The sequence below is a fragment of the Burkholderia sp. BCC0044 genome (genome assembly GCF_902832955.1).
Classification (GTDB): Bacteria; Pseudomonadota; Gammaproteobacteria; order Burkholderiales; family Burkholderiaceae; genus Burkholderia.
Genome location: NZ_CADFDO010000001.1, coordinates 365986 through 386201, shown reverse-complemented (window position 1 = coordinate 386201; position 20216 = coordinate 365986). Strand labels below are relative to the sequence as shown.

The 20216-nt window shown below is 68.3% G+C and carries 21 protein-coding genes; 9 read left to right on the top strand and 12 right to left on the bottom strand.

Annotation, left to right across the window (positions count from 1 at the left end; genetic code table 11):
• Positions 1-132: 132 nt before the first annotated feature.
• Positions 133-1044: a LysR family transcriptional regulator gene (locus tag HWX14_RS01725; protein ID WP_175881299.1), complete on the bottom strand. Its 912-nt coding sequence runs from the start codon at positions 1042-1044 to the stop codon at positions 133-135.
• A gap of 171 nt (positions 1045-1215) precedes the next feature.
• Between HWX14_RS01725 and gcl the strand changes: the two genes are divergently transcribed.
• The 4 genes from gcl to lysM all read left to right on the top strand — a co-directional run bounded on the left by gcl (position 1216) and on the right by lysM (position 5710).
• Positions 1216-2991: a glyoxylate carboligase gene (gene gcl / locus HWX14_RS01720; protein WP_175881298.1), complete on the top strand. Its 1776-nt coding sequence runs from the start codon at positions 1216-1218 to the stop codon at positions 2989-2991.
• 43 nt (positions 2992-3034) lie between these two features.
• Entirely contained in the window at positions 3035-3844 is an 810-nt protein-coding gene (gene hyi / locus HWX14_RS01715) for a hydroxypyruvate isomerase (protein WP_175881297.1), read from the top strand.
• Positions 3845-3885: 41 nt separating this feature from the next.
• Entirely contained in the window at positions 3886-4779 is an 894-nt protein-coding gene (locus HWX14_RS01710) for a 2-hydroxy-3-oxopropionate reductase (protein WP_175881296.1), read from the top strand.
• Between the two features lie 460 nt (positions 4780-5239).
• Complete coding sequence (lysM, locus tag HWX14_RS01705; protein ID WP_027807606.1) at positions 5240-5710, top strand: peptidoglycan-binding protein LysM; 471 nt, start codon at positions 5240-5242, stop codon at positions 5708-5710.
• A gap of 89 nt (positions 5711-5799) precedes the next feature.
• Here the strand turns inward: lysM and HWX14_RS01700 are convergent, their stop codons facing one another.
• Positions 5800-6822 (bottom strand): asparaginase, encoded by a 1023-nt coding sequence (locus HWX14_RS01700; protein ID WP_175881295.1) that lies wholly within the window; start codon positions 6820-6822, stop codon positions 5800-5802.
• Positions 6823-7092: 270 nt separating this feature from the next.
• Between HWX14_RS01700 and HWX14_RS01695 the strand changes: the two genes are divergently transcribed.
• From HWX14_RS01695 to HWX14_RS01685, 3 genes are all read left to right on the top strand, one after another.
• Positions 7093-7383, top strand: a complete 291-nt coding sequence (locus HWX14_RS01695; RefSeq protein WP_006761523.1) for a PsiF family protein — start codon at positions 7093-7095, stop codon at positions 7381-7383.
• Positions 7384-7641: 258 nt separating this feature from the next.
• Positions 7642-8091, top strand: coding sequence for a membrane protein (locus HWX14_RS01690; RefSeq protein ID WP_012328676.1), 450 nt, complete (start codon positions 7642-7644; stop codon positions 8089-8091).
• 249 nt (positions 8092-8340) lie between these two features.
• Complete coding sequence (locus tag HWX14_RS01685; RefSeq protein WP_175881294.1) at positions 8341-8928, top strand: YSC84-related protein; 588 nt, start codon at positions 8341-8343, stop codon at positions 8926-8928.
• Positions 8929-9053: 125 nt separating this feature from the next.
• On the opposite strand, the gene HWX14_RS01680 is transcribed toward HWX14_RS01685, so the two are convergent.
• The 9 genes from HWX14_RS01680 to mltG all read right to left on the bottom strand — a co-directional run bounded on the left by HWX14_RS01680 (position 9054) and on the right by mltG (position 17715).
• Positions 9054-10118, bottom strand: coding sequence for a glycosyltransferase family 4 protein (locus HWX14_RS01680; RefSeq protein ID WP_023475621.1), 1065 nt, complete (start codon positions 10116-10118; stop codon positions 9054-9056).
• A gap of 284 nt (positions 10119-10402) precedes the next feature.
• Positions 10403-11578 carry an AAA family ATPase gene (locus tag HWX14_RS01675; protein WP_175881293.1) on the bottom strand — a complete coding sequence of 392 codons (1176 nt, stop codon included), beginning with the start codon at positions 11576-11578 and terminating at the stop codon, positions 10403-10405.
• A 36-nt stretch (positions 11579-11614) separates the two neighbouring features.
• Entirely contained in the window at positions 11615-12787 is a 1173-nt protein-coding gene (locus HWX14_RS01670; protein ID WP_175881292.1) for a mechanosensitive ion channel domain-containing protein, read from the bottom strand.
• Between the two features lie 89 nt (positions 12788-12876).
• Entirely contained in the window at positions 12877-13233 is a 357-nt protein-coding gene (locus tag HWX14_RS01665; protein ID WP_006485939.1) for a Rap1a/Tai family immunity protein, read from the bottom strand.
• Positions 13234-13352: 119 nt separating this feature from the next.
• Positions 13353-14063, bottom strand: a complete 711-nt coding sequence (locus tag HWX14_RS01660) for an ankyrin repeat domain-containing protein (protein WP_006478608.1) — start codon at positions 14061-14063, stop codon at positions 13353-13355.
• Between the two features lie 43 nt (positions 14064-14106).
• Positions 14107-14886, bottom strand: a complete 780-nt coding sequence (locus tag HWX14_RS01655; RefSeq protein WP_175881291.1) for a TatD family hydrolase — start codon at positions 14884-14886, stop codon at positions 14107-14109.
• A gap of 141 nt (positions 14887-15027) precedes the next feature.
• Positions 15028-16056 (bottom strand): DNA polymerase III subunit delta', encoded by a 1029-nt coding sequence (locus HWX14_RS01650; RefSeq protein ID WP_175881290.1) that lies wholly within the window; start codon positions 16054-16056, stop codon positions 15028-15030.
• A 19-nt stretch (positions 16057-16075) separates the two neighbouring features.
• Positions 16076-16696, bottom strand: a complete 621-nt coding sequence (gene tmk, locus HWX14_RS01645) for a dTMP kinase (protein ID WP_175881289.1) — start codon at positions 16694-16696, stop codon at positions 16076-16078.
• Complete coding sequence (gene mltG / locus HWX14_RS01640) at positions 16696-17715, bottom strand: endolytic transglycosylase MltG (RefSeq protein ID WP_175881288.1); 1020 nt, start codon at positions 17713-17715, stop codon at positions 16696-16698. Before mltG ends, tmk begins: the two co-directional genes overlap by 1 nt.
• Positions 17716-17792: 77 nt before the next feature.
• Here mltG and HWX14_RS01635 point away from each other — a divergent pair, with 77 nt between their 5' ends.
• Together HWX14_RS01635 and HWX14_RS01630 are read left to right on the top strand one after the other, a co-directional pair.
• The gene (locus HWX14_RS01635; protein ID WP_175881287.1) at positions 17793-18827 is read left to right on the top strand and encodes a folate-binding protein YgfZ; all 1035 of its coding nucleotides are present in this window, start codon (positions 17793-17795) and stop codon (positions 18825-18827) included.
• 76 nt (positions 18828-18903) lie between these two features.
• Positions 18904-19749 (top strand): NRDE family protein, encoded by an 846-nt coding sequence (locus HWX14_RS01630; RefSeq protein WP_175881286.1) that lies wholly within the window; start codon positions 18904-18906, stop codon positions 19747-19749.
• A 16-nt stretch (positions 19750-19765) separates the two neighbouring features.
• Here HWX14_RS01630 and HWX14_RS01625 read toward each other — a convergent pair whose 3' ends face one another.
• On the bottom strand, positions 19766-20212 hold the full coding sequence (locus tag HWX14_RS01625; RefSeq protein ID WP_175881285.1) for a GNAT family N-acetyltransferase: 447 nt from the start codon (positions 20210-20212) through the stop codon (positions 19766-19768).
• Between the last annotated feature and the right edge of the window lie 4 nt (positions 20213-20216).

The window sequence follows — 20216 nt, the reverse complement described above, 5'->3', positions numbered from 1 at the left end:
ACGGCGCCCGGACAGACCGGCAACGTGCGCGCTCGATGACCTTACCGCTGCTGCGTCGAGTTTATTCCCGCGCCGCGCGCATCGAGCGTAAAAAAATCGCCGCGCGGCCGGGCGGCCGGGCGGCCCGCCCCGTTACGGCGTGGTGCTCCAGTAGCCGGGGCGTGCATACGCTTCGCGCAGGTAGTCGATGAAATAGCGCACGCGTGCCGGCACGTAGCGCTGCTGCGGGTAGACCGCGAGGATGTCGTAGTCGGGCAGCGCGTATTCGTCGAGTACGGTCTCGAGTTCGCCCGTCTCCAGCTGCGCGGCGATTTCCCACGTCGAGCGCCAGCCGAGCCCGAGCCCTTCGGCCACCCAGCGGTGCAGCAGCTCGCCGTCGTTGCAGTCGAGATTGCCGGCCACGCGCATCGTCGCGATCTTGCCGTGACGCTGGAAATACCAGCCGCGGTTCTGCCCGCCCTGCAGGTTGAACGCGAGGCAGTTGTGCTTGAGCAGGTCGTCGAGCGATTTCGGCCGGCCGTGCTTGCGGAAATACTCGGGCGTGCCGCACACGACGCGCCGGTTCGACGCGAGCTTCACCGCGACGAAGTTCGGATCGACCGCGCCGCCGATCCGGATCGACAGGTCATAGCCTTCGCGCACCAGATCGACGACGCGGTCGGTCAGGTTGAACGACAGCTGCATCTCCGGCTTGTCGGCCAGGAAGCCGGGCGCGTGCGGCGCGACGTGCTTGCGCCCGAACGCGGCCGGCGCCGACACGATCAGGTGGCCGCTCACCGCGCGCCGCCCGGCGGCCAGCTCGTTCTCGGCCTGGTCCCATTCGGTCAGCAGCCCGCGGCAGCGCTCGAGGAACGCGGCGCCCTCCTCGCTGACCACCAGCCGCCGCGTCGAGCGGTACATCAGCTTCACGCCGAGACGCTTCTCGAGCGCGTCGATGCGCCGCCCGAGCACCACCGGCGACACGCCCTCCTCGAGCGCGGCCGCCGCGAGGCTGCCCGCGTCCGCGACCCGCACGAACGTCTCGATCTGCTTGAAACGATCCATCTGCTGTCTCCGTCCCGGCTCCGACACCGGCGGGAAGCCCCGTCCGGCCGTCATTCCATACTTTTAGTTTCGAAATAAGCGACTTCGGCTGATCTTATCAAACCTTTCCTGCGTCCCTACAGTGTTCCCAACAGACCGATTCGCCAGATCCGCACATTCAAGGAGACATTCATGGCCAAGATGAGAGCCGTCGACGCAGCCGTACTCGTGCTCGAGAAGGAAGGCATCCAGACCGCGTTCGGCGTGCCGGGCGCCGCGATCAACCCGTTCTACTCGGCCATGCGCAAGTCGGGCGGCATCAGCCACGTGCTCGCGCGCCACGTCGAAGGCGCGTCGCACATGGCCGAAGGCTTCACGCGGGCGGCCCCGGGCAATATCGGCGTGTGCATCGGCACGTCCGGCCCCGCCGGCACCGACATGATCACCGGCCTCTACTCCGCGTCCGCCGACTCGATTCCGATCCTCGCGATCACCGGCCAGGCGCCGCGCGCGCGCCTCTACAAGGAAGACTTCCAGGCCGTCGACATCGAATCGATCGCGAAGCCGGTCACCAAGTGGGCCGTCACCGTGCGCGAGCCGGCGCTCGTGCCGCGCGTGTTCCAGCAGGCATTCCACCTGATGCGCTCGGGCCGTCCGGGCCCGGTGCTGGTCGACCTGCCGATCGACGTGCAGCTCGCCGAAATCGAGTTCGACATCGATACGTACGAACCGCTGCCGGTCTACAAGCCGGCGGCCACCCGCGCGCAGATCGAGAAGGCGCTCGCGATGCTCAACGACGCGGACAAGCCGCTGATCGTGTCGGGCGGCGGCGTGCTCAACGCGGCGGCCGAAGACCTGCTCGTGCAGTTCGCCGAAACGGTCGGCGTGCCGGTGATCCCGACGCTGATGTCGTGGGGCGCGATTGCCGACGACCACCCGCTGATGGCCGGCATGGTCGGCCTGCAGACGTCGCACCGCTACGGCAACGCGACGATGCTCGCGTCGGACTTCGTGCTCGGCATCGGCAACCGCTGGGCGAACCGCCACACGGGCAGCGTCGAGGTCTATACGAAGGGCCGCAAGTTCGTGCACGTCGATATCGAGCCGACGCAGATCGGCCGCGTGTTCGGCCCGGATCTCGGCATCGTGTCCGACGCGAAGGCCGCGCTCGAACTGTTCGTCGCGGTCGCGCTGGAATGGAAGGCCGCCGGCAAGCTGAAGGACCGCAGCGCGTGGGTGGCCGACTGCCAGGCACGCAAGCGCACGCTGCAGCGCAAGACCCACTTTGACAACGTGCCGGTCAAGCCGCAGCGCGTGTACGAAGAGATGAACAAGGTGTTCGGCCGCGATACCTGCTACGTCAGCACGATCGGCCTGTCGCAAATCGCCGCCGCGCAGTTCCTGCACGTGTTCAAGGCGCGCAACTGGATCAATTGCGGCCAGGCCGGCCCGCTCGGCTGGACGATCCCCGCCGCGCTCGGCGTGCGTGCGGCCGACCCGAGCCGCCCGATCGTCGCGCTGTCCGGCGACTACGACTTCCAGTTCATGATCGAGGAGCTCGCCGCCGGCGCGCAATTCAAGCTGCCGTACGTGCACGTCGTCGTGAACAACTCGTACCTCGGGCTGATCCGCCAGGCGCAGCGCGCGTTCGACATGGACTACTGCGTGCAGCTCGCGTTCGACAACGTGAACGCACCGGAACTGAACGGTTATGGCGTCGACCACGTGGCGGTTGCCGAGGGCCTCGGCTGCAAGGCCCTGCGCGTGTTCAAGCCGGAAGAGATCGAGCCGGCGCTGCGCCAGGCGCAAACGCTCGCGGACGAGTTCAGCGTGCCGGTGGTCGTCGAGGTGATCCTCGAGCGCGTGACGAACATCTCGATGGGCACCGAAATCGACGCGATCAACGAGTTCGAGGATCTCGCCGAAAAGGCCGAGCACGCACCGACCGCGATCTCGATGCTCGACTGAACCGCACGACATTTTTGACTGACCGACCGAAGAGGCTTAGCTCATGCCGAAGTTTGCTGCAAACCTGACCATGCTGTTCAACGAAGTGCCGTTCCTCGACCGCTTCAAGGCGGCCGCGGACGCGGGCTTCGACGCCGTCGAGTTCCTGTTCCCGTATCCGTACGCGAAAGAAGAACTCGCCGAGCGGCTCGAGACGCACCGCCTGCGCCTCGTGCTGCACAACCTGCCGGCCGGCAACTGGGATCAGGGCGAGCGCGGCATCGCGTGCCTGCCCGATCGCGTCGGCGAGTTCCAGGAAGGGGTCGGCCGCGCGATCGACTACGCGAAGGCGCTGAAGGTGCCGCAACTGAACTGTCTGGTCGGCATCCCGTCGGCGAGCACGGCGCGCGACAAGACGTTCGTCACGATCGTCGACAACCTGCGCTTCGCCGCCGATGCGCTCAAGCGCGAAGGCATCCGCCTGCTCGTCGAGCCGTGCAACCGCTTCGACATCCCGGGCTTCGCGCTGAACCGTTCGTCCGAAGGGCTCGACGTGATCCGCGCGGTCGGCTCGGACAACCTGTTCCTGCAGTACGACGTCTATCACATGCAGCGCATGGAAGGCGAACTGGCCGCGACGATCGAACGCAACCTCGCGTCGATCGGCCACGTCCAGCTCGCGGACAACCCGGGCCGCAACGAGCCGGGCACCGGCGAGATCAACTACGCGTTCCTGTTCGCGCTGCTCGACCGGCTCGGCTATGCCGGCTACGTCGGCTGCGAATACAAGCCCCGCACCACCACGACGGAAGGGCTCGGCTGGCTGCAAAGCGTGGCCGGCTGCGCACCGGGCTCGGCGCGTCGCGCCGCCTGAGTCGCGCCCTTTCCGTTTTCAGCCCCATAGGAGACTTTCACATGGCAACCATCGGTTTCATCGGCCTCGGCATCATGGGCGCGCACATGGCGCGCAACCTGCTCAAGGGCGATCATCAACTCGTCGTGAACGGCGCGTTCCCGATTCCGGACGATCTGCGCGGCAGCGCCAAGGTCGTCGCGAACTCGACCGAAGTCGCGCAGCACGCGGACATCATCATCGCGATGGTGCCGGACACGCCGGACGTGCGTAACGTGCTGTTCGCCGACGACGGCGTCGCGAAGGGCCTGACGGCCGGCAAGCTCGTGATCGACATGAGCTCGATCTCGCCGCTCGATACGCAGGCGTTCGCGAAGCAGATCAACGCGCTCGGCTGCGACTACCTCGACGCGCCGGTGTCCGGCGGCGAAGTCGGCGCGCGCGAAGCGACGCTGACGATCATGGTCGGCGGCCCGGAAAAGGCGTTCGAACGCGCGAAGCCGCTGTTCGAGAAGATGGGCAAGAACATCACGCTCGTCGGCGACAACGGCGCGGGCCAGACCTGCAAGGTCGCGAACCAGATCATCGTCGCGCTGAACATCGAAGCCGTTGGCGAAGCGCTGCTGTTCGCCGCGCGCTCGGGCGCCGATCCGGAGCGCGTGCGCCAGGCGCTGATGGGCGGCTTCGCCGCGTCGCGCATCCTCGAAGTGCACGGCGCGCGGATGACCAAGCGCACGTTCGATCCGGGCTTTCGCATCGAGCTGCACCAGAAGGACCTGAACCTCGCGCTCGACGGCGCACGCAAGCTCGGCCTCGCGCTGCCGCACACCGCGAGCGCGCAGCAACTGTTCAGCGTGTGCGCATCGCATGGCGGCAAGGCGTGGGATCACTCGGCCCTCGTGCGTGCGCTCGAGATCATGTCGAACTTCGAGATCGGCCAGACGCCGGCCGCGTAACGCGGATGCCGCAACGCGCGTTTCGCTGCAATGGCGAAACGCGTGTCACGAACACACGCGATCCGGTCACGGCCGGTCGCATCGATGCGCGACATCACGCGCATGACGGTGGGGCGCCCCGCCACGCATCGCTGAAAAGCATGCGGGACGGGGCGAAAAACGCCGCTCTGGGCTGAGAGCGGCGTGGTGGGGTCCGCAGCGGCACCCGGCGGCGCCGGGGAAGCCTTGGTCGGTCAGACGTCGTCGTCGGGTGTCCGCCTGTCGGATTTCGCGTATTACATTTCTTTACGTTCGAGCGTGCGATTTTTCATGCAATCGTCGCGTCGAACGCCTACACTTTCGCCACGCCTTTCGAGAAAACCGCCGCGCTTGCGCGCCCCTTCCGGGCCCGCCCCCAGCGCGGTGTTTTTTTCGCCACTTCACGGCGCGTTTTCTTTTCAACCACCTAAGGAGTGCAACGATGGGTCTTCTTTCGTTTATCAAGGAGGCGGGTGAAAAACTGCTGGGTCACGCCGATGCACAGGCAGCGGAAGATCCGAATGCCGCGAACCAGACCGCGGCCGATGCGATCAAGAATTACATCAGCTCGCAAGGTCTCGACACGTCGAACCTGACCGTCGCGTTCGACGGCGCATCGCGCACCGTCACGCTGTCGGGCAGCGTCGCCGATCTCGACACGAAGGCGAAGGTCAAGGTCGCGGCCGGCAACGTGCAGGGTGTCGCGGGCGTCAACGACGACGATCTGCAGCCGGACGATCCGGAAGTGCAGTACCACGACGTGAAGCCGGGCGACACGCTGTCCGCGATCGCCAAGGAAGTGTACGGCGACGCGAACAAGTATCCGGCAATCTTCGAGGCGAACAAGCCGATGCTGTCGAGCCCGGACCGGATCTATCCGGGCCAGAAGCTCGTGATTCCGCCGCAGTCCTGAGCGTTCGCGCAGCACTGACGCAAAAATGGCAGGCCATCGGCCTGCCATTTTTTATGCGCGCCGCGTGCCGCCCGAGTGGCGGCCATCGGTCACAGCGTATCGAATGCGCGCTGCAGTGCGTCTCGATCGTCAATGCCGTTCGCGAGCGCGAGCATCAACAGCACGCGCGCCTTGAACGGGCTCAGCGAGCCCGCGCTCACGAAACCGAGCGCATCGTCGCTCGCGGCACCGTTGCGCATCACGTGCCCCGAGCCGACGCGCGACGCACGGACCACGGCCACGCCCGCGTTCACCGCATCGGCGAGCGCCGTCTGCAGCGTCGCATGGATCGACCCGTTGCCGGTACCCGCGACGACGAGGCCGCGCACGCCGGCCGCGACGAGCGCGTCGACGGTCGTGCGCGTCACGCCCGCATAGCTCGCGACGACTTCGACCGGCGGCCACGCCGCGGCGATCGCCAGTTGCGCGTCGCGCGTGCGCGTGACGCGGCGTGCGAATTCGACGCGGCCGTCCTGCACCCAGCCGAGCGCGCCGAGCTCCGGCGACTGGAACGCGTCGACCGCATAGGTGCTCGTCTTCACGACGTCGCGCGCGCCGTGGATCCGGTTGTTGAACGCGACCAGCACGCCCTGCCCGCGGGCGGCCGGATGACCGGCGACCGTCACCGCGTTCAACAGGTTCAGCGGGCCGTCGGACGACAGCGCAGTGGCCGGCCGCATCGCGGCCGTCAGCACGACCGGCTTGTCGCCCCGGACGACCAGATGCAGCGCATACGCGGTTTCCTCGAGCGTATCGGTGCCGTGGGTGATCACGATGCCGTCGACGGCCGGATCGGCCATCAGCGCGTCGATCCGCGCGGCGAGCGTGTTCCACAGCGGCAACGCGAGATCCTTGCTGTCGATGCTGGCGACCTGCTCCGCGTCGATGCGTGCGACCGACGCGAGCGCCGGTACGGCGTCGACGAGGAAATTGACGCCGAGCGCGCCGGCCTGATAGCCGGCCGTGCTGGCCGCGTCGGGCGCGGCGCCGGCGATCGTGCCGCCGGTGGCGAGTACGGCGATGCGCGGCAGCGCCGCCACGGACGAAGGGGATGCGGTGTTCGGTGTATTCATGGCCGCGATTGTAATGGCTCGCGGCCGCGAGCCGGCAGGTTCCGGCGCGGCGGCCGGCGCCCGCCGCCGCGCGTCATGGTTTGTCCCGATCTCCGGAACGCGCGCGCCGTCAACGGCCGTGGCATCCGCAACGTTATAGAAAGTGCCGTTTTGGTGTTTTCACATTGATTTGCCATAATCGGAACGCGTGGTGCGATGTGGCCCTGTCCTCATCGCGTCGTGCTTCGTGACGCGTCGATCACACGCAATTCACCCCATGGGAGTGTCGAAATGAAAATTCAATCGCTCGTAGCCGCAGTGCTTCTCGGCGGCATGCTGGCTTCCCCCGCATTCGCGGCGAACAGCCAGCAGGACAAGATGAAGGCCTGTAACACGCAGGCAACCGGCAAGACGGGCGATGAACGCAAGGCGTTCATGAAGGACTGCCTGTCGGCGAAGCCCGCGAAGGCGATGACGCAGCAGGAAAAGATGAAGGCGTGCAACACGCAGGCCACCGGCAAGAAGGGTGACGATCGCAAGGCGTTCATGAAGAGCTGCCTGAGCAGCCAGCCGGCCGCCTGACCCCCGGCGCTCCCGTCTCGAATGCCGCGCCCCGCTTCGGCGGGCGCGGCATTTTTGTTTTCGTTGCACGCGCATCGACACACGCATTCCAGCCCTTCCCGCCCCGTTTTCCCGGTCCGCCGCTCCGGCGCCGCCACATGGTGCGGCAATTCGCCGCGTTTTCTTCTATGATGGCTGCAACGCGGCCCACCCAAGACCAAGAAGCGCCATCGGGCCGCCCTCGAGACGGACGCGCACGCGCGTCAAACGGAGGCTTGGATGGCATGGAGACAACACCGCTGGTTCCGCCGCTGGCTGATCGTGATCGTGTTCTGGGCGGTGCCCGTCGCGATCATCGCCGTGCGCGAGATCCGCGAGGAAATGGCCTACAACAAGGCGGATCTGCAGCTTGCGCTGACCACCTGGCAGCTCACTGACGCGCAGCAGGCCGCCGGCGCCGCCGCGAAGTGCCACGGGGATCCTGACGAAGCGCGCGCGGCCGGCTGCCCGGCCGACGTGCTCGCCGCCAATGCGCCGCGCCAGCAGGCGGCCCGCGACGAATACGTGGTGCGCCGCAATACGCTCGCCGGCTATCTGTGGCATGCGTTCGTCGGCTACTGGGTCGTCCCGGCCGCGTTCCTGTTCGCATGCGGCGTCGTGATCGCATTGATCCGCCGCGCGCTGCGCCGCCCGCCGATCAAGCCGCCCGTTCCACCCGTCACGCACTGATACCGGCGCGCGCCGCAGGCCCCGCCGCCCTCCGCTCGACCCTCGCGTTCGCCGCCAGCCAACCACGCGCCGGGCGCGCGTCGCGCGTCGGCGCCGGTTCGTCCGTTGGCGCGCCGCGACACCCCTACGCGATTTGACGCTTTTTCACGCGGCAACGAAAAGAGGTCGTAATCCGCTGTGATATAACTGCCGACGTGATCCGCTCCCTGAGCGAGACTCACTCCGAACATCATCCGATGGAGAACAACGATGCAAAAACGGACTCTTGTGCTGAAAGCCGCCGCCGCGCTCATCGTCGGTAGCCTCGCGCTCACCGGTTGCACCACCACCCCGGACAAGCCGGACAATGCCGCGACGAACGCGTCCAAACGCCAGTCGATCGACGCGAGCGTCGACGCCACGCTGTCGCGCATGTACTCCACCGTCAAGGGTTCGCGCGAGCTCGTCGCGAAATCGCGCGGCGTGCTGGTCTTCCCCGAAGTGCTCCAGGCCGGCTTCATCGTCGGCGGCCAGTCCGGCAACGGCGCGCTGCGCGTCGGCGGCAGCACGGTCGGCTACTACAACACGTCGTCGCTGTCGGTCGGCCTGCAGGCCGGCGCGCAGTCGAAGGCGATCGTGTTCCTGTTCATGACGCAGCAGGCGCTCGACGAATTCCGCAACTCGGACGGCTGGGCAGCCGGCGCCGGCGCATCGGTCGCACTCGTGAAGATGGGCGCGAACGGCGCGGTCGACTCCAACACGGCCACCGCACCGATCCAGGTCGTCGTGCTGACCAACGCGGGCCTGATGGGCGACGTGTCGATCAACGGCACGAAGGTCACGAAGCTCAAGATCTGACGTCGACGCACTGCCCCGCGCGCGCTGCGCGCGGGGCATGCGCAAACGGCGATGTCCTTGCGGGCATCGCCGTTTTTTTTATCTGCCGTCGCCGTGCGGCAAGTCGGTCAGGTGGGTCGGTCCGATCAGGTCGTCGAGTCGATCACCTTGAAGCGCGAGCGCTTCTGCGCGCGGATCACCGACTGGTACACGTCGACGTACTGCTGCGCCATCCGGCGCGACGTGAAGCGTTCCTCGAAGCGCTGCCGCACGCGCGCACGCGGCAGCAGGTGCAGCCGGTTCACGGCGGCCACCGCGCTGATTTCATCCTCGACGATGAACCCCGACACGCCCTCGTCCACCACTTCGGGCACCGCGCCGCGGTTGAACGCGATCACCGGCGTGCCGCACGACATCGCCTCGATCATCACCAGGCCGAACGGCTCCGGCCAGTCGATCGGAAACAGCAGCGCATGCGCGCCCGACAGGAATTCGGCCTTCTCGTGATCGGCGATCTCGCCGATGTATTCGACGTGCGGCAACGCGAAGAGCGGCTTGATCTCGCGGTCGAAATATTCCTGGTCGGCCGCGTCGATCTTCGCGGCGATCCGGATCGGCAGCCCGCACTGGCGCGCGATGCGGATCGCGGTGTCGACGCGTTTTTCCGGCGAGATGCGGCCCAGGAACGCGAGATAGCGCGGCTCGACGGGCTGCGGCATGTACAGCGTATCGGGCAACCCGTGATAGACGGTCGTCAGCCATTTCGCCTGCGGCAACGGCTGGCGCTGCGCATTGGAAATCGAGATCACCGGCGCCGTGTTGAACGTGTCGAACACCGGTTGCTGCTCGGGCAGGTCGAGCCGGCCGTGCAGCGTCGTCACGTAAGGCGTTTCCTGCCGGTTGAAGACCGAGAACGAGTAGTAGTCCATGTGGAAATGGAGCACGTCGAAATCCTTCGCGCGGCGCGCGACCGTCTCCATCAGCAGCATGTGCGGCGCGACCCGGTCGCGGATCGACGAATCGAGCCGCAGCGCGCGCGGCCACACGGGCTCGAGTTTCGCCCGCGTCGTCGAATCGCCGCTCGCGAACAGCGTCACGTCGTGGCCGAGGTCGACCAGCGCCTCGGTGATGTAAGACACGACGCGCTCCGTGCCGCCGTACAGCTTCGGCGGCACGGATTCGGTCAGCGGGGCGATCTGGGCAATTCTCATGGTCCACGTCTCCTGTGTCCTGTCCGTTGCGGCACGGCGGCGGAGCACTCGTTTATGCGAGCCCGCCCTGCGTCCATGCAGCGCTGGCCGGCATGGCACCAGCCGGATATCTCATTATTATTCGCGATCCCGATGAGCGGAACCGCAGGTCTTGCATTTTTTGGGGGTTGTTACAGACCGGATACATTCGGCCGATCGAGCCCGGTCCGCCTCGCAGCGGGCCCCGCCGGGCCGATCCGACGCCGCCGGGCGCCGATCGCGACCCCAGGCACGCGATCGGGCCGTCAACGCGACGGCCACTTCCACGCCGGCAGGTCGCGCGAATCGGCATCGACGAGCGCGGTCGCGCCGAGCTGCTTGTCGAGCACCAGCGATTCGCAGCCGGCCTCGCGCTCGAGCGTCGCGATGAGCCGCGCCGCGTGCGACACGACCAGCACCTGCGAACGCCGGGCGGCCTGCGCGATCAGGCGGCCGAGCGCCGGCAGCAGATCGGGATGCAGGCTCGTCTCCGGTTCGTTCAGCACCATCAGCGCAGGCGGCCGCGGCGTCAGCAACGCGGCCGCGAGCAGCAGGTAGCGCAGCGTGCCGTCGGACAGCTCGGCCGCCGCCAGCGGCCGCAGCAGCCCCGGCTGGCGCATCAGCACGTCGAAGCGGCCGCGGCCGCCCGGATTGTCGATCTCGATCGACGCACCCGGAAACGCGTCGTCGATCGCCGCGTCGAGCGCCGCCGCGTCGCCGATTTCGCGGATCGTCTGCAATGCGGCGGCCAGGTCGGCCCCGTCGTCCGCGAGCACCGGCGTATGGGTGCCGATGTGCGACTGGCGCGCGGGCGCCTGCGCATCGGTCCGGAAATGGTCGTAGAAGCGCCACGAGCGGATCCGTTCGCGCACCGCGATCATCTCGGGCGCGCCGGTCGGATCGGCGAACTCGGTCATCATGCTGTCGAAGCTCGCGACCGGCTGCGGAATCGTCTGCCAGTCGCCCGATGCGGTACGCGCACGAATCTGCGCACCCTGCCGGTCGACCAGCAGCGTGGACGGGCGCAGCAACGCGCCGCCCCAGATGCATTCGCGCTTGACCACCGGATCGAGCGCGAACTGCGAATTGCTCGGCAGCGGCAGGCCGAGATCGATCGAATAGCCGAAATCGTCGCACGCGAAGCCGAGCTTCAGGCTCACCGGCCCCTTGCGCACCGTGCCCGTCACCGGCACGTCGCCGGCCAGCATCGCGCGCGAGAAGCGCTCGGGGCCGGCCCACAACGTCGACGGCAAGCCGCCCTCGCGGGCGAGCGACGGGATCACGCGGCCCTGCGCGGTGTCGGCGAGCAGCCGCAGCGCGCGGTACACGCTCGACTTGCCGCTGCCGTTCGGCCCCGTGACAACGTTGAGCGCCGCGAGCGGCACGATCAGCTCGCGCAGCGAGCGGTAGTTGGCGATGGCGAGCGTCTTCAGCGCGGTCATGGGAATGGGGAATGCCGGACAGGCGCCGGGCCGCATTCAGCGGCCATCGACGGCCTGCGGATCGGCCGCGGTGTTGGCCGCCGTGCTGGCGGCGGGCGACCGCGCGTGCGGCCGTTCGGGATTCGGCGCATCGGGCGCGGATTCGTGCGGATACAGCTCCATCCGGCTGCGCGGCAGGCATTGCGGATAGCGGTTCTGCAGATACGCGATCAGCCCTTCGCGCACGCGGCAGCGCAGATCCCAGCACGACGACGAATCGGCCGCGCTGACGAGCGCGCGCAACTGCATCGTGCGCTCCGTCGCGTCGGTCACCTGCAGCACCTGCACGCGGCCGTCCCACTCGGGCGCGGCGTGGACGAGCCGCGCGAGTTCCTCGCGCAACGGCGCGAGCGGCGTGCGGTAGTCGACCGACAGGTAGACGGTGCCGATGATCTCCGCGCTGCTGCGCGTCCAGTTCGTGAACGGGTTCTCGATGATCCACTGCAGCGGCACGACGAGGCGCCGCTGGTCCCACAGCCGCACCGACACGAACGAGCCGGTGATTTCCTCGATGCGCCCCCACTCGCCCTGGATCACGACCACGTCGTCGAGCCGGATCGGCTGTGTGAGCGCGATCTGCAACCCGGCGATCAGGTTGCCGAGCACCGGCCGCGCGGCGATACCGGCGACCAGCCCGGCCACGCCGGCCGATGCCAGCAGGCTCGCGCCGACCTGGCGCACGTTCGGGAACGTCATCAGTGCGGCGCCGGTGCCGATGATCACGATCAGCACCATCACGGTCCGCACGAGCACCTTGGCCTGCGTATGAACGCGCCGCGCCTGGAGGTTGTCGGCCGTATCGAGCGGGTGGGCCTGGATGATCGCGTCGCCGACGCCGGCCGCGAGCCGCACCAGCAGCCACGTGAGCGACACGATCGAGCCGACCGCGGCCGCGGTGCGCATGCCGCGCACGAACGACATGCCGTCGTCCGCCTGGACCCACAGGAATTCGAGCGCCAGCAGCGCCAGCACGACGAGCGACGGTTTGTCGATGTAGCGCAGGATCGCGCTCATCAGCGGATACGGCTGCGCGATGCGCTTGACGATGCGTGCGCCGAGGCGGTGCACGACAGTGACGACCAGTATCACGATGACCGACACGCCCAGCGTGCCGAGCCACGAATGCAGCGGCGCATCGGCGATGCGCTGCAGTTCCTCGATTGAAATCATCGGCGCCCTCGAGTGATGAAGCGCACAGGCTTCGTCCTGGATGCGTCGGCGACGTCCGGGCCACGCACGCGCCCGGACACGGCGTCAGGTCAGTTGCCGCTCCTGCACGGAAACGCCTTGCCGAGACCGAGCGACACCGCGGTGCTCGCGTTGTAGTCGGCCAGCTTCGGATTTTCCGCGATGTACTTGCGCACCGCGTCCGTCATCTGTTGCGCCCGGATGTCGGGCGGCAGGCAAAAGTATTGACCGACGCGCGGCCCCGTGGTGCCGCCGATCGCATCGATCGTGTTGTAGACGCCGTCGGCGGCGCCTTCGATATAGGCCGCGCACGACGCCCGCGACTTGACGTCCGTCTTCGCGCACAGCCGGTCGAGATCCGCGCCCGTGAAAGCCGCCGCCGACAACGGCACGGCAAACGCCGCGGCACAAAACATTGCGCGCAACATGGTGTTCCTTATGTCAATGCGGCCGGAGACCGCCTGCTTGCGTTGGCCGGTGCGGCGCCGTGGCGCCCTGCACCGGCCCGAAGCCGGCCGGGCGACGGGCGCCGCCGCACCAAAAACCGTTATTTTGCACTCTTTTGAGCATCTGCCGGCGTCGCTGCACCGATACGCGTCGTCCGCTTGCTCAGGATCTCGATCGCGTCCGGCGCGTTGTAGTGCTTCGCGAATTCGAGCGCGGTGATGCCGAGCTGGTTCTTCACCTGCGGATCGGCGCCCTGGTCGAGCAGCAGCGTGACCGTCGACGCATGGTTGCCGCGCGCGGCCATCATCAGCGGCGTCGTGCCGTTCGGCGATGCGGTGTCGATGTACGCGTCGTGGTCGAGCAGCACCTTGACGACCGCGTCCTGGCCGTTGGTCGCCGCGTAGTGCAGCGGCGCCCAGCCCTTCTTGCTGACTTCCGCGCCCTTGTCGATCAGCAGCTTGACGAGGCCGAGGTCGCCGTTCAGCGACGCGAGCATCAGCGCGTTTTCGCCGGCCTTGTCTTCCTTCTCGAGATCGACGTTCGGCGTCGTGGCGATCGCCGCCGCGACCTTGTCGGACTTCTCGCGTGCGGCGATCACGAGGATCGGGTCGCCGTTCGGCGCGAGCGTGTTCGGATCGAGCTTGCCGCTCTTGAGCTGCTTGCCGATATCGGCGATGTCGTCGAACTTGACGGCCTTGACGATCGCGTCGAGCGACTCGGCATGCGCGCCGGCGGCGGCGAACAGGCCGCTCGCGACGAATGCGGCGGCAACGAGTGCGCGTTTGGGCAGATGGTTGGTCGGCTTCGTCATTGTTGTGGGCTCCTTCCCTGGGTTGTCGGCTGCGCGCCCGTCGTTAGCGGGCGATCTTGAACAGCCGGAAAAAGTTCTGCGTCGTCGCATCGGCGAGCGCCTCGACGGCCATCCCGCGCTCGGATGCGATAAAGCGTCCGACATGGCTGACGTACGCAGGTTCATTCGGCTTGCCGCGATACGGCACCGGCGCGAGGTACGGCGAGTCGGTCTCGATCAGCAGCCGGTCGAGCGGCACGCGCCGCGCGACGTCCTGCACGTCGGTCGCGTTCTTGAACGTGACGATGCCCGACAGCGAGATATGGAAGTTCTGCGCGAGCGCCTGCTCGGCGACCGGCCACGGCTCGGTGAAGCAGTGCATCACGCCGCCCGGCACGTCCGCGCGCTCCTCGGCCATGATCCGCAGCGTGTCTTCCGACGACGAACGCGTGTGGATGATCAGCGGCTTCATCGTCGCGGTCGCCGCGCGAATGTGCGTGCGAAAGCGCTCGCGCTGCCATTCCATGTCGGCGATCGAGCGGCCTTCGAGACGGTAGTAGTCGAGGCCGGTTTCGCCGATCGCGACGACCTTCGGGTGCGCGGCCAGCTCGATGAGCTCCGCGAGCGTCGGCTCGCGCATGTCCTCGTGATCGGGATGCACGCCGACCGACGCGTACACGTTGTCGTGCGCTTCGGCGATCGCGAGCACGTCGGGCAGCGTCTCGAGATCGACCGACACGCACAGCGCGTGCGTGACGTCGTGCTCGCGCATGTTCTCGAGCACGGCCGGCAGGCGGTCGGCCAGGCCCTTGAAATTGATGTGGCAGTGAGAGTCGACGAACATCGTGTTTCCTGAATACGTGAGACGGGCGCTCATGCGCCCGCCGGCATGCGGCACCGGGCGAGGTAAGCGGGCCGGCTGACCACGGTCACGCCCCCGCGTGATCCGTTCATCGTTTCGCAACCCATCGGAAACAATGCCGGATCAAGCGAATATTTCCCGATATCCGAGAAACAATTCCTCGAATACGAGCCGCGCGTTGAGCGGATGGTTCTCGACCGTCCGCTGTCGCGTCACGGCTTTCATGAAGCGCGCGAATGCGTTCGCGTCGACCGCTTCCGCGCAGCGCGCCAGGGCTGCCGCATGCGTCGGGAAGTAACGCGGGGCGCCAGCCATCCGCTGCGCGAGCAGATCGTACAGCCAGCGCTGCAGCCAGCCGAGCACCAGCGGCACCGGCAGCTTCTGCAGCGTCTCGCCGCACGCGAACGGATCGCAGCCCGCACCGGCGGCCAGTTGCCCCAGCGTGTAGTCGCGCAGCGGGCGGTTCTCGTCGCTCGCGAGCGCCAGCGCGGCGAGCGGCGCGCCGCCGGCTTCGGCGAGCAGCGCGCTGGCGTGGTCCACGCCCTGCGCGGCGAGCCATGCGGCGGCCGCCTCCGGCGCCGGCACGGTCATCGGCCACTGCCGGCAGCGGCTGATGATCGTCGGCAACAGGCGGTCGATGCGCGCCGACACGAGCAGGAACACGACGCCGGCCGGCGGCTCCTCCAGCGTTTTCAGCAGCGCGTTCGACGCGGCGACATTGAGCGCCTCGGCCGGGTACAGCACGACGACGCGCGCGCCGCCGCGGTGCGAACCCACGCCGCAGAAGTCGAGCAGCGCACGCACCTGCTCGATCTTGATTTCCTTGCTCGGCGCACGGGTCTTCTTGCCGCCTTCGTCCGCGTCGGCCGGCTTCGCGTCGTCGGCCGCGCCCGGCGCCTCGCCCGCCAGCGCCTCGGGCAGCACGATCCGGTAGTCCGGATGGTTGCCCTGCGAGAACCAGTTGCAGGCCGCGCAGGCGCCGCACGGCTCGCCGTTCGGCCGCGGCGATTCGCACAGGAAGCCCTGCGCGAGATGCTGCGCGAACTGCAGCTTGCCGATCCCGGCCTGACCGTGCAGCAGCAGCGCATGCGGCCATTGCGCGCGCAGTTGCTGCAGGCGGTTCCAGTCGTCGGTTTGCCACGGATAGATCATGGGGTGCGTTCCTTGCGGGTTACAGCGCGGCGAGCACGCGTTCGAGCTGCTGGCGGATCTCCGGAATCGACTGCGTCGCGTCGACGATCGCGAAGCGGTGCGGCGCCTCTTCCGCACGCCGCAGGTATTCGGTGCGTGTGCGGGCAAAGAACGCGTCCGACTCGCTTTCGAACTTGTCGGGCATGCGCGCGGCGCCGCGACGCTCGCTCGCGACTTGCGGCGCGACGTCGAACAGCACCGTGAGGTCGGGCTGGAAGCCGCCCTGCACCCAGCGCTCGAGCGTCTCGAGCTTGTCGCGCGGCAGCCCGCGGCCGCCGCCCTGGTACGCGAACGTCGCGTCGGTGAAGCGGTCGGACACAACCCAGTCGCCGCGCGCGAGCGCCGGCTCGATCACGAGCGCGAGGTGCTCACGACGCGCGGCGAACATCAGCAGCGCTTCCGTCTCGAGATCCATCGGCTGGTTCAGCAGGATCTCGCGCAGTTTCTCGCCGAGCTGCGTGCCGCCCGGCTCGCGGGTGACGACGACCTGCCGGCCGGCCGCGGCCAGTTTGCCCTGGAGGCGTTCGCAGAACCATTGCAGGTGGGTGGTCTTCCCCGCCCCGTCGATGCCTTCGAACGTGATGAATTTACCGCTCGCCATTATTGACCTCGTATGTATTTATCCACGGCCTTGTTGTGGTCGCCGAGCGTGTACGAGAACACGCTCGTGCCGTCGCCCTTTGCGACGAAATAGAGCGCGCTCGTCGGCGCCGGATTGATCGCCGCCTGCAGCGCGGCGACACCCGGCAACGCGATCGGCGTGGGCGGCAGCCCGCGTCGGGTGTAGGTATTGTAAGGAGTGTCGGCCTGCAGGTCGCGCTTGCGCAGACGGCCGTCGTACGCGTCGCCGAGCCCGTAGATCACCGACGGATCGGTCTGCAGCGGCATGCCGATGCGCAGCCGGTTCGCGAACACGGCCGCGACGAACGCGCGGTCGGCCGCGTGGCCGGTTTCCTTCTCGACGATCGACGCGATCGTCAGCATTTCGTAAGGCGTCTTGTACGGCAGGCCCGGCGTGCGTGCGGCCCATGCCTCGTCGATGCGCGTCTGCATCAGGCGGTATGCGCGCCGGTAGATGTTCAGGTCGCTCGTGCCCTTGTCGAACAGGTAGGTATCGGGGAAGAACAGCCCCTCGCCGCTGCCGCGCTGCACCGCGCCGTCCGACGCGCCGATCGCGCGCAGCAGCTCGGCGTCGCTCATGCCGGCCGTCGCGTGCGCCAGATCGGGGTTCGCATCGAGCTCCGCGCGCATCCGCTTGAAGGTCCAGCCCTCGATGACCGTCGCGACGTACTCGTTCACGTCGCCGCGCGCGATCTTCTGCAGCACGTCGTACGGCGTGATGCCCGTCTTGAATTCGTAGTTGCCCGATTTGAGCCGGCTCGACAGCCCGAGCACGCGCGTCATCGCGACGAACGCGAACGGCTCGACCGGCACGCCGCCGCGCTTGAGCTGCAGCGCGACGCTCTTCACGCTGCTGCGCGGCTTGATCGTGACGTCGAGCGATGCCGAGCCCAGCAACAGCGGCCGGGTCGCCCAGTAATACCCGCCGCCCGCGCCGGCAGCGGCCACGACGACGGCCAGCGCCACGATCGTCGCGGCGCATTTCTTCAGTAGGGACATGGAAACGTGACTCAGGTAAGACCCATATAATACTTGCTCGCCTCCGTCAAAGTCAGGGTTGACTGTTCCCTCATTCCATGAGCACACCGTTCGCTTCACCGGCTGCCCAGGCCGCATCTGCCTCGCTCCCCGTTTTCCCCCGCCCGTCCGCCGCCGATTTCGATGCGCCGGGCGCCTGCATGCCGCTGCCGCAGTTCGGCGTGATCGACGTGGCCGGCGACGATGCCGCGACGTTCCTGCACAGCCAGCTCACCAACGACATCGAGCATCTCGATGCCGGCAGCGCCCGGCTGTCCGGGTACTGCTCGCCGAAGGGCCGCCTGCTCGCGTCGTTCCTCGCGTGGCGCGCCGGCCACGACGTGCGCCTGCTCGTGTCGAAGGACGTGCAGCCGGCCGTGCAGAAGCGGCTGTCGATGTTCGTGCTGCGCGCGAAGGCGAAGCTGACGGACGCGAGCGACACGCTCGCGGTGGCCGGCTTCACGGGCGACGTGCGCGACGCGCTATCGGGCATCTTCGATGCGCTGCCCGACGGCGTGCACGTGAAGGTCGACGGCCCGGCCGGCGCGCTGATCCGCGTGCCCGATGCGGCCGGCCGCAAGCGCTATCTGTGGATCGGCCCGCGCGCCGAAGTCGACGCGCGCCTCGCCGCGCTCGCCGGCACGCTGCCCGTCGTGTCGCCCGCCGTATGGGACTGGCTCGACGTTCGCGCGGGCGAGCCGCGCATCACGCAGCCGGCCGTCGAACAGTTTGTGCCGCAGATGGTCAACTTCGACGTGATCGGTGCCGTTAACTTCAGGAAGGGGTGCTACCCGGGCCAGGAAGTGGTGGCGCGCAGCCAGTACCGCGGCACGATCAAGCGCCGCACCGCACTCGCGCACGTCGCCGGCGAGACCGATACCGTGCATGCCGGCGTCGAGCTGTTCCACAGCGACGACCCGGGCCAGCCGTGCGGGATGATCGTCAACGCGGCGGCCGCGCCGGCGGGCGGCGTCGACGCGCTCGTCGAGATCAAGCTCGCCGCGCTCGACGGCGGCACGGTGCACCTCGGTTCGGCCGACGGCCCGGCGCTCGCGTTCGACGCGCTGCCGTACGCATGGCCGACCGAAGCGTGATGCACTGACAACCCGTTCGGGCGCCGGCTCGCGAGTCGCAGCCGGCGCCCGACGTTTCCTGCGAGAGATTCGCCCGATGTGTCTGATTGCCTTCGACTGGCAGCCCGATGCCGCCGCCGGTCCCGTCTTTACCCTCGTCGCCAATCGCGACGAGTTCTTTCGCCGGACCAGCGCGCCGCTCTCGTGGTGGGAGGACGTGCCGGGCGTACTGGCCGGCCGCGATCTCGAAGCGGGCGGCACGTGGCTCGGCGTCTCGCGCGACGGGCGCTTCGCCGCGCTGACCAACTACCGCGCGCCGTTCGACATCCGTGCGGGCGCGCCGACCCGCGGCAAGCTGGTCTCCGACTTTCTCGGCGGCGCGTCCGTCGCGCCGCTCGACTATCTGACGCAGCTCGCCGAGCATGCGGCCGTGTACAACGGCTTCAACCTGCTCGTCGGCGACTGGCGCCGGCGCGAACTCGCGTGGTTCTGCAACCGCGCGCCCGACGGCGAAAGCCGTGTCGCCGCGCCCGTCGCGATCGCGCCGGGCGTGCATGCGCTGTCGAATGCGCGGCTCGATACGCCCTGGCCGAAAGTGGTGCGCAAGCGCGCGGAGCTCGGCACGCTGCTCACCGACAATCCGACCCCGTCGCTCGACGAACTGATCGCGCTGCTGCGCGACCCGCACGTCGCGGACGACGACGCGCTGCCGCATACGGGCATTCCGATCGAGCGCGAGCGCGCGCTGTCGGCCGCGTTCATCGAGACGCCCGAATACGGCACGCGCGGCACGACCGCGCTGCGCGTCACGATGAAGGAAGGCGTGCGGCTGACGGTCGAGGTCAAGGAGCGCAGCGACGACGACGGCTCGCACCGCACCGTCCGCCCGGGCGCGTTCGAGCGCGCGTTCACGTTCGATATCGACGCGGCGCGGCCGCGCTGAACCCACGCGGTGCGCGCTACGGCGCGCGCGCCATCTCGACGTGCGGCACGCCGGCTTCGACGAACGGTTCGCCGACCGCCGCGAAGCCGTGCCGCAGATAGAACGACACCGCCGAATCCTGCGCGTACAGCCGCACGACGGCTTCGCCGCGGCGCCGCGCGGCGTCCAGCAGCGCATTGAGCACGGCCGACCCGACGCCCTGCCCGCGCATGTCGGCGAGCACCGCGACGCGGCCGATCGTGCCGGACGGCAGCAGCCGCCCCGTCGCGACCGCGCGGCGCAGGCCGGTCGCCGCATCGGTGCGGTACGCGACCGCATGCAGCGACAGCGGATCGTCGTCGTCGAGCTCCCATTCGGGCGGAATCTGCTGCTCGCGCACGAACACCGCGTCGCGGATCCGTGCGGCGTCGCCGCCCAGTATCGTCCAGTCGCCCGTTTCCACGCTGCCCACGCCGTTCGTCATCGCG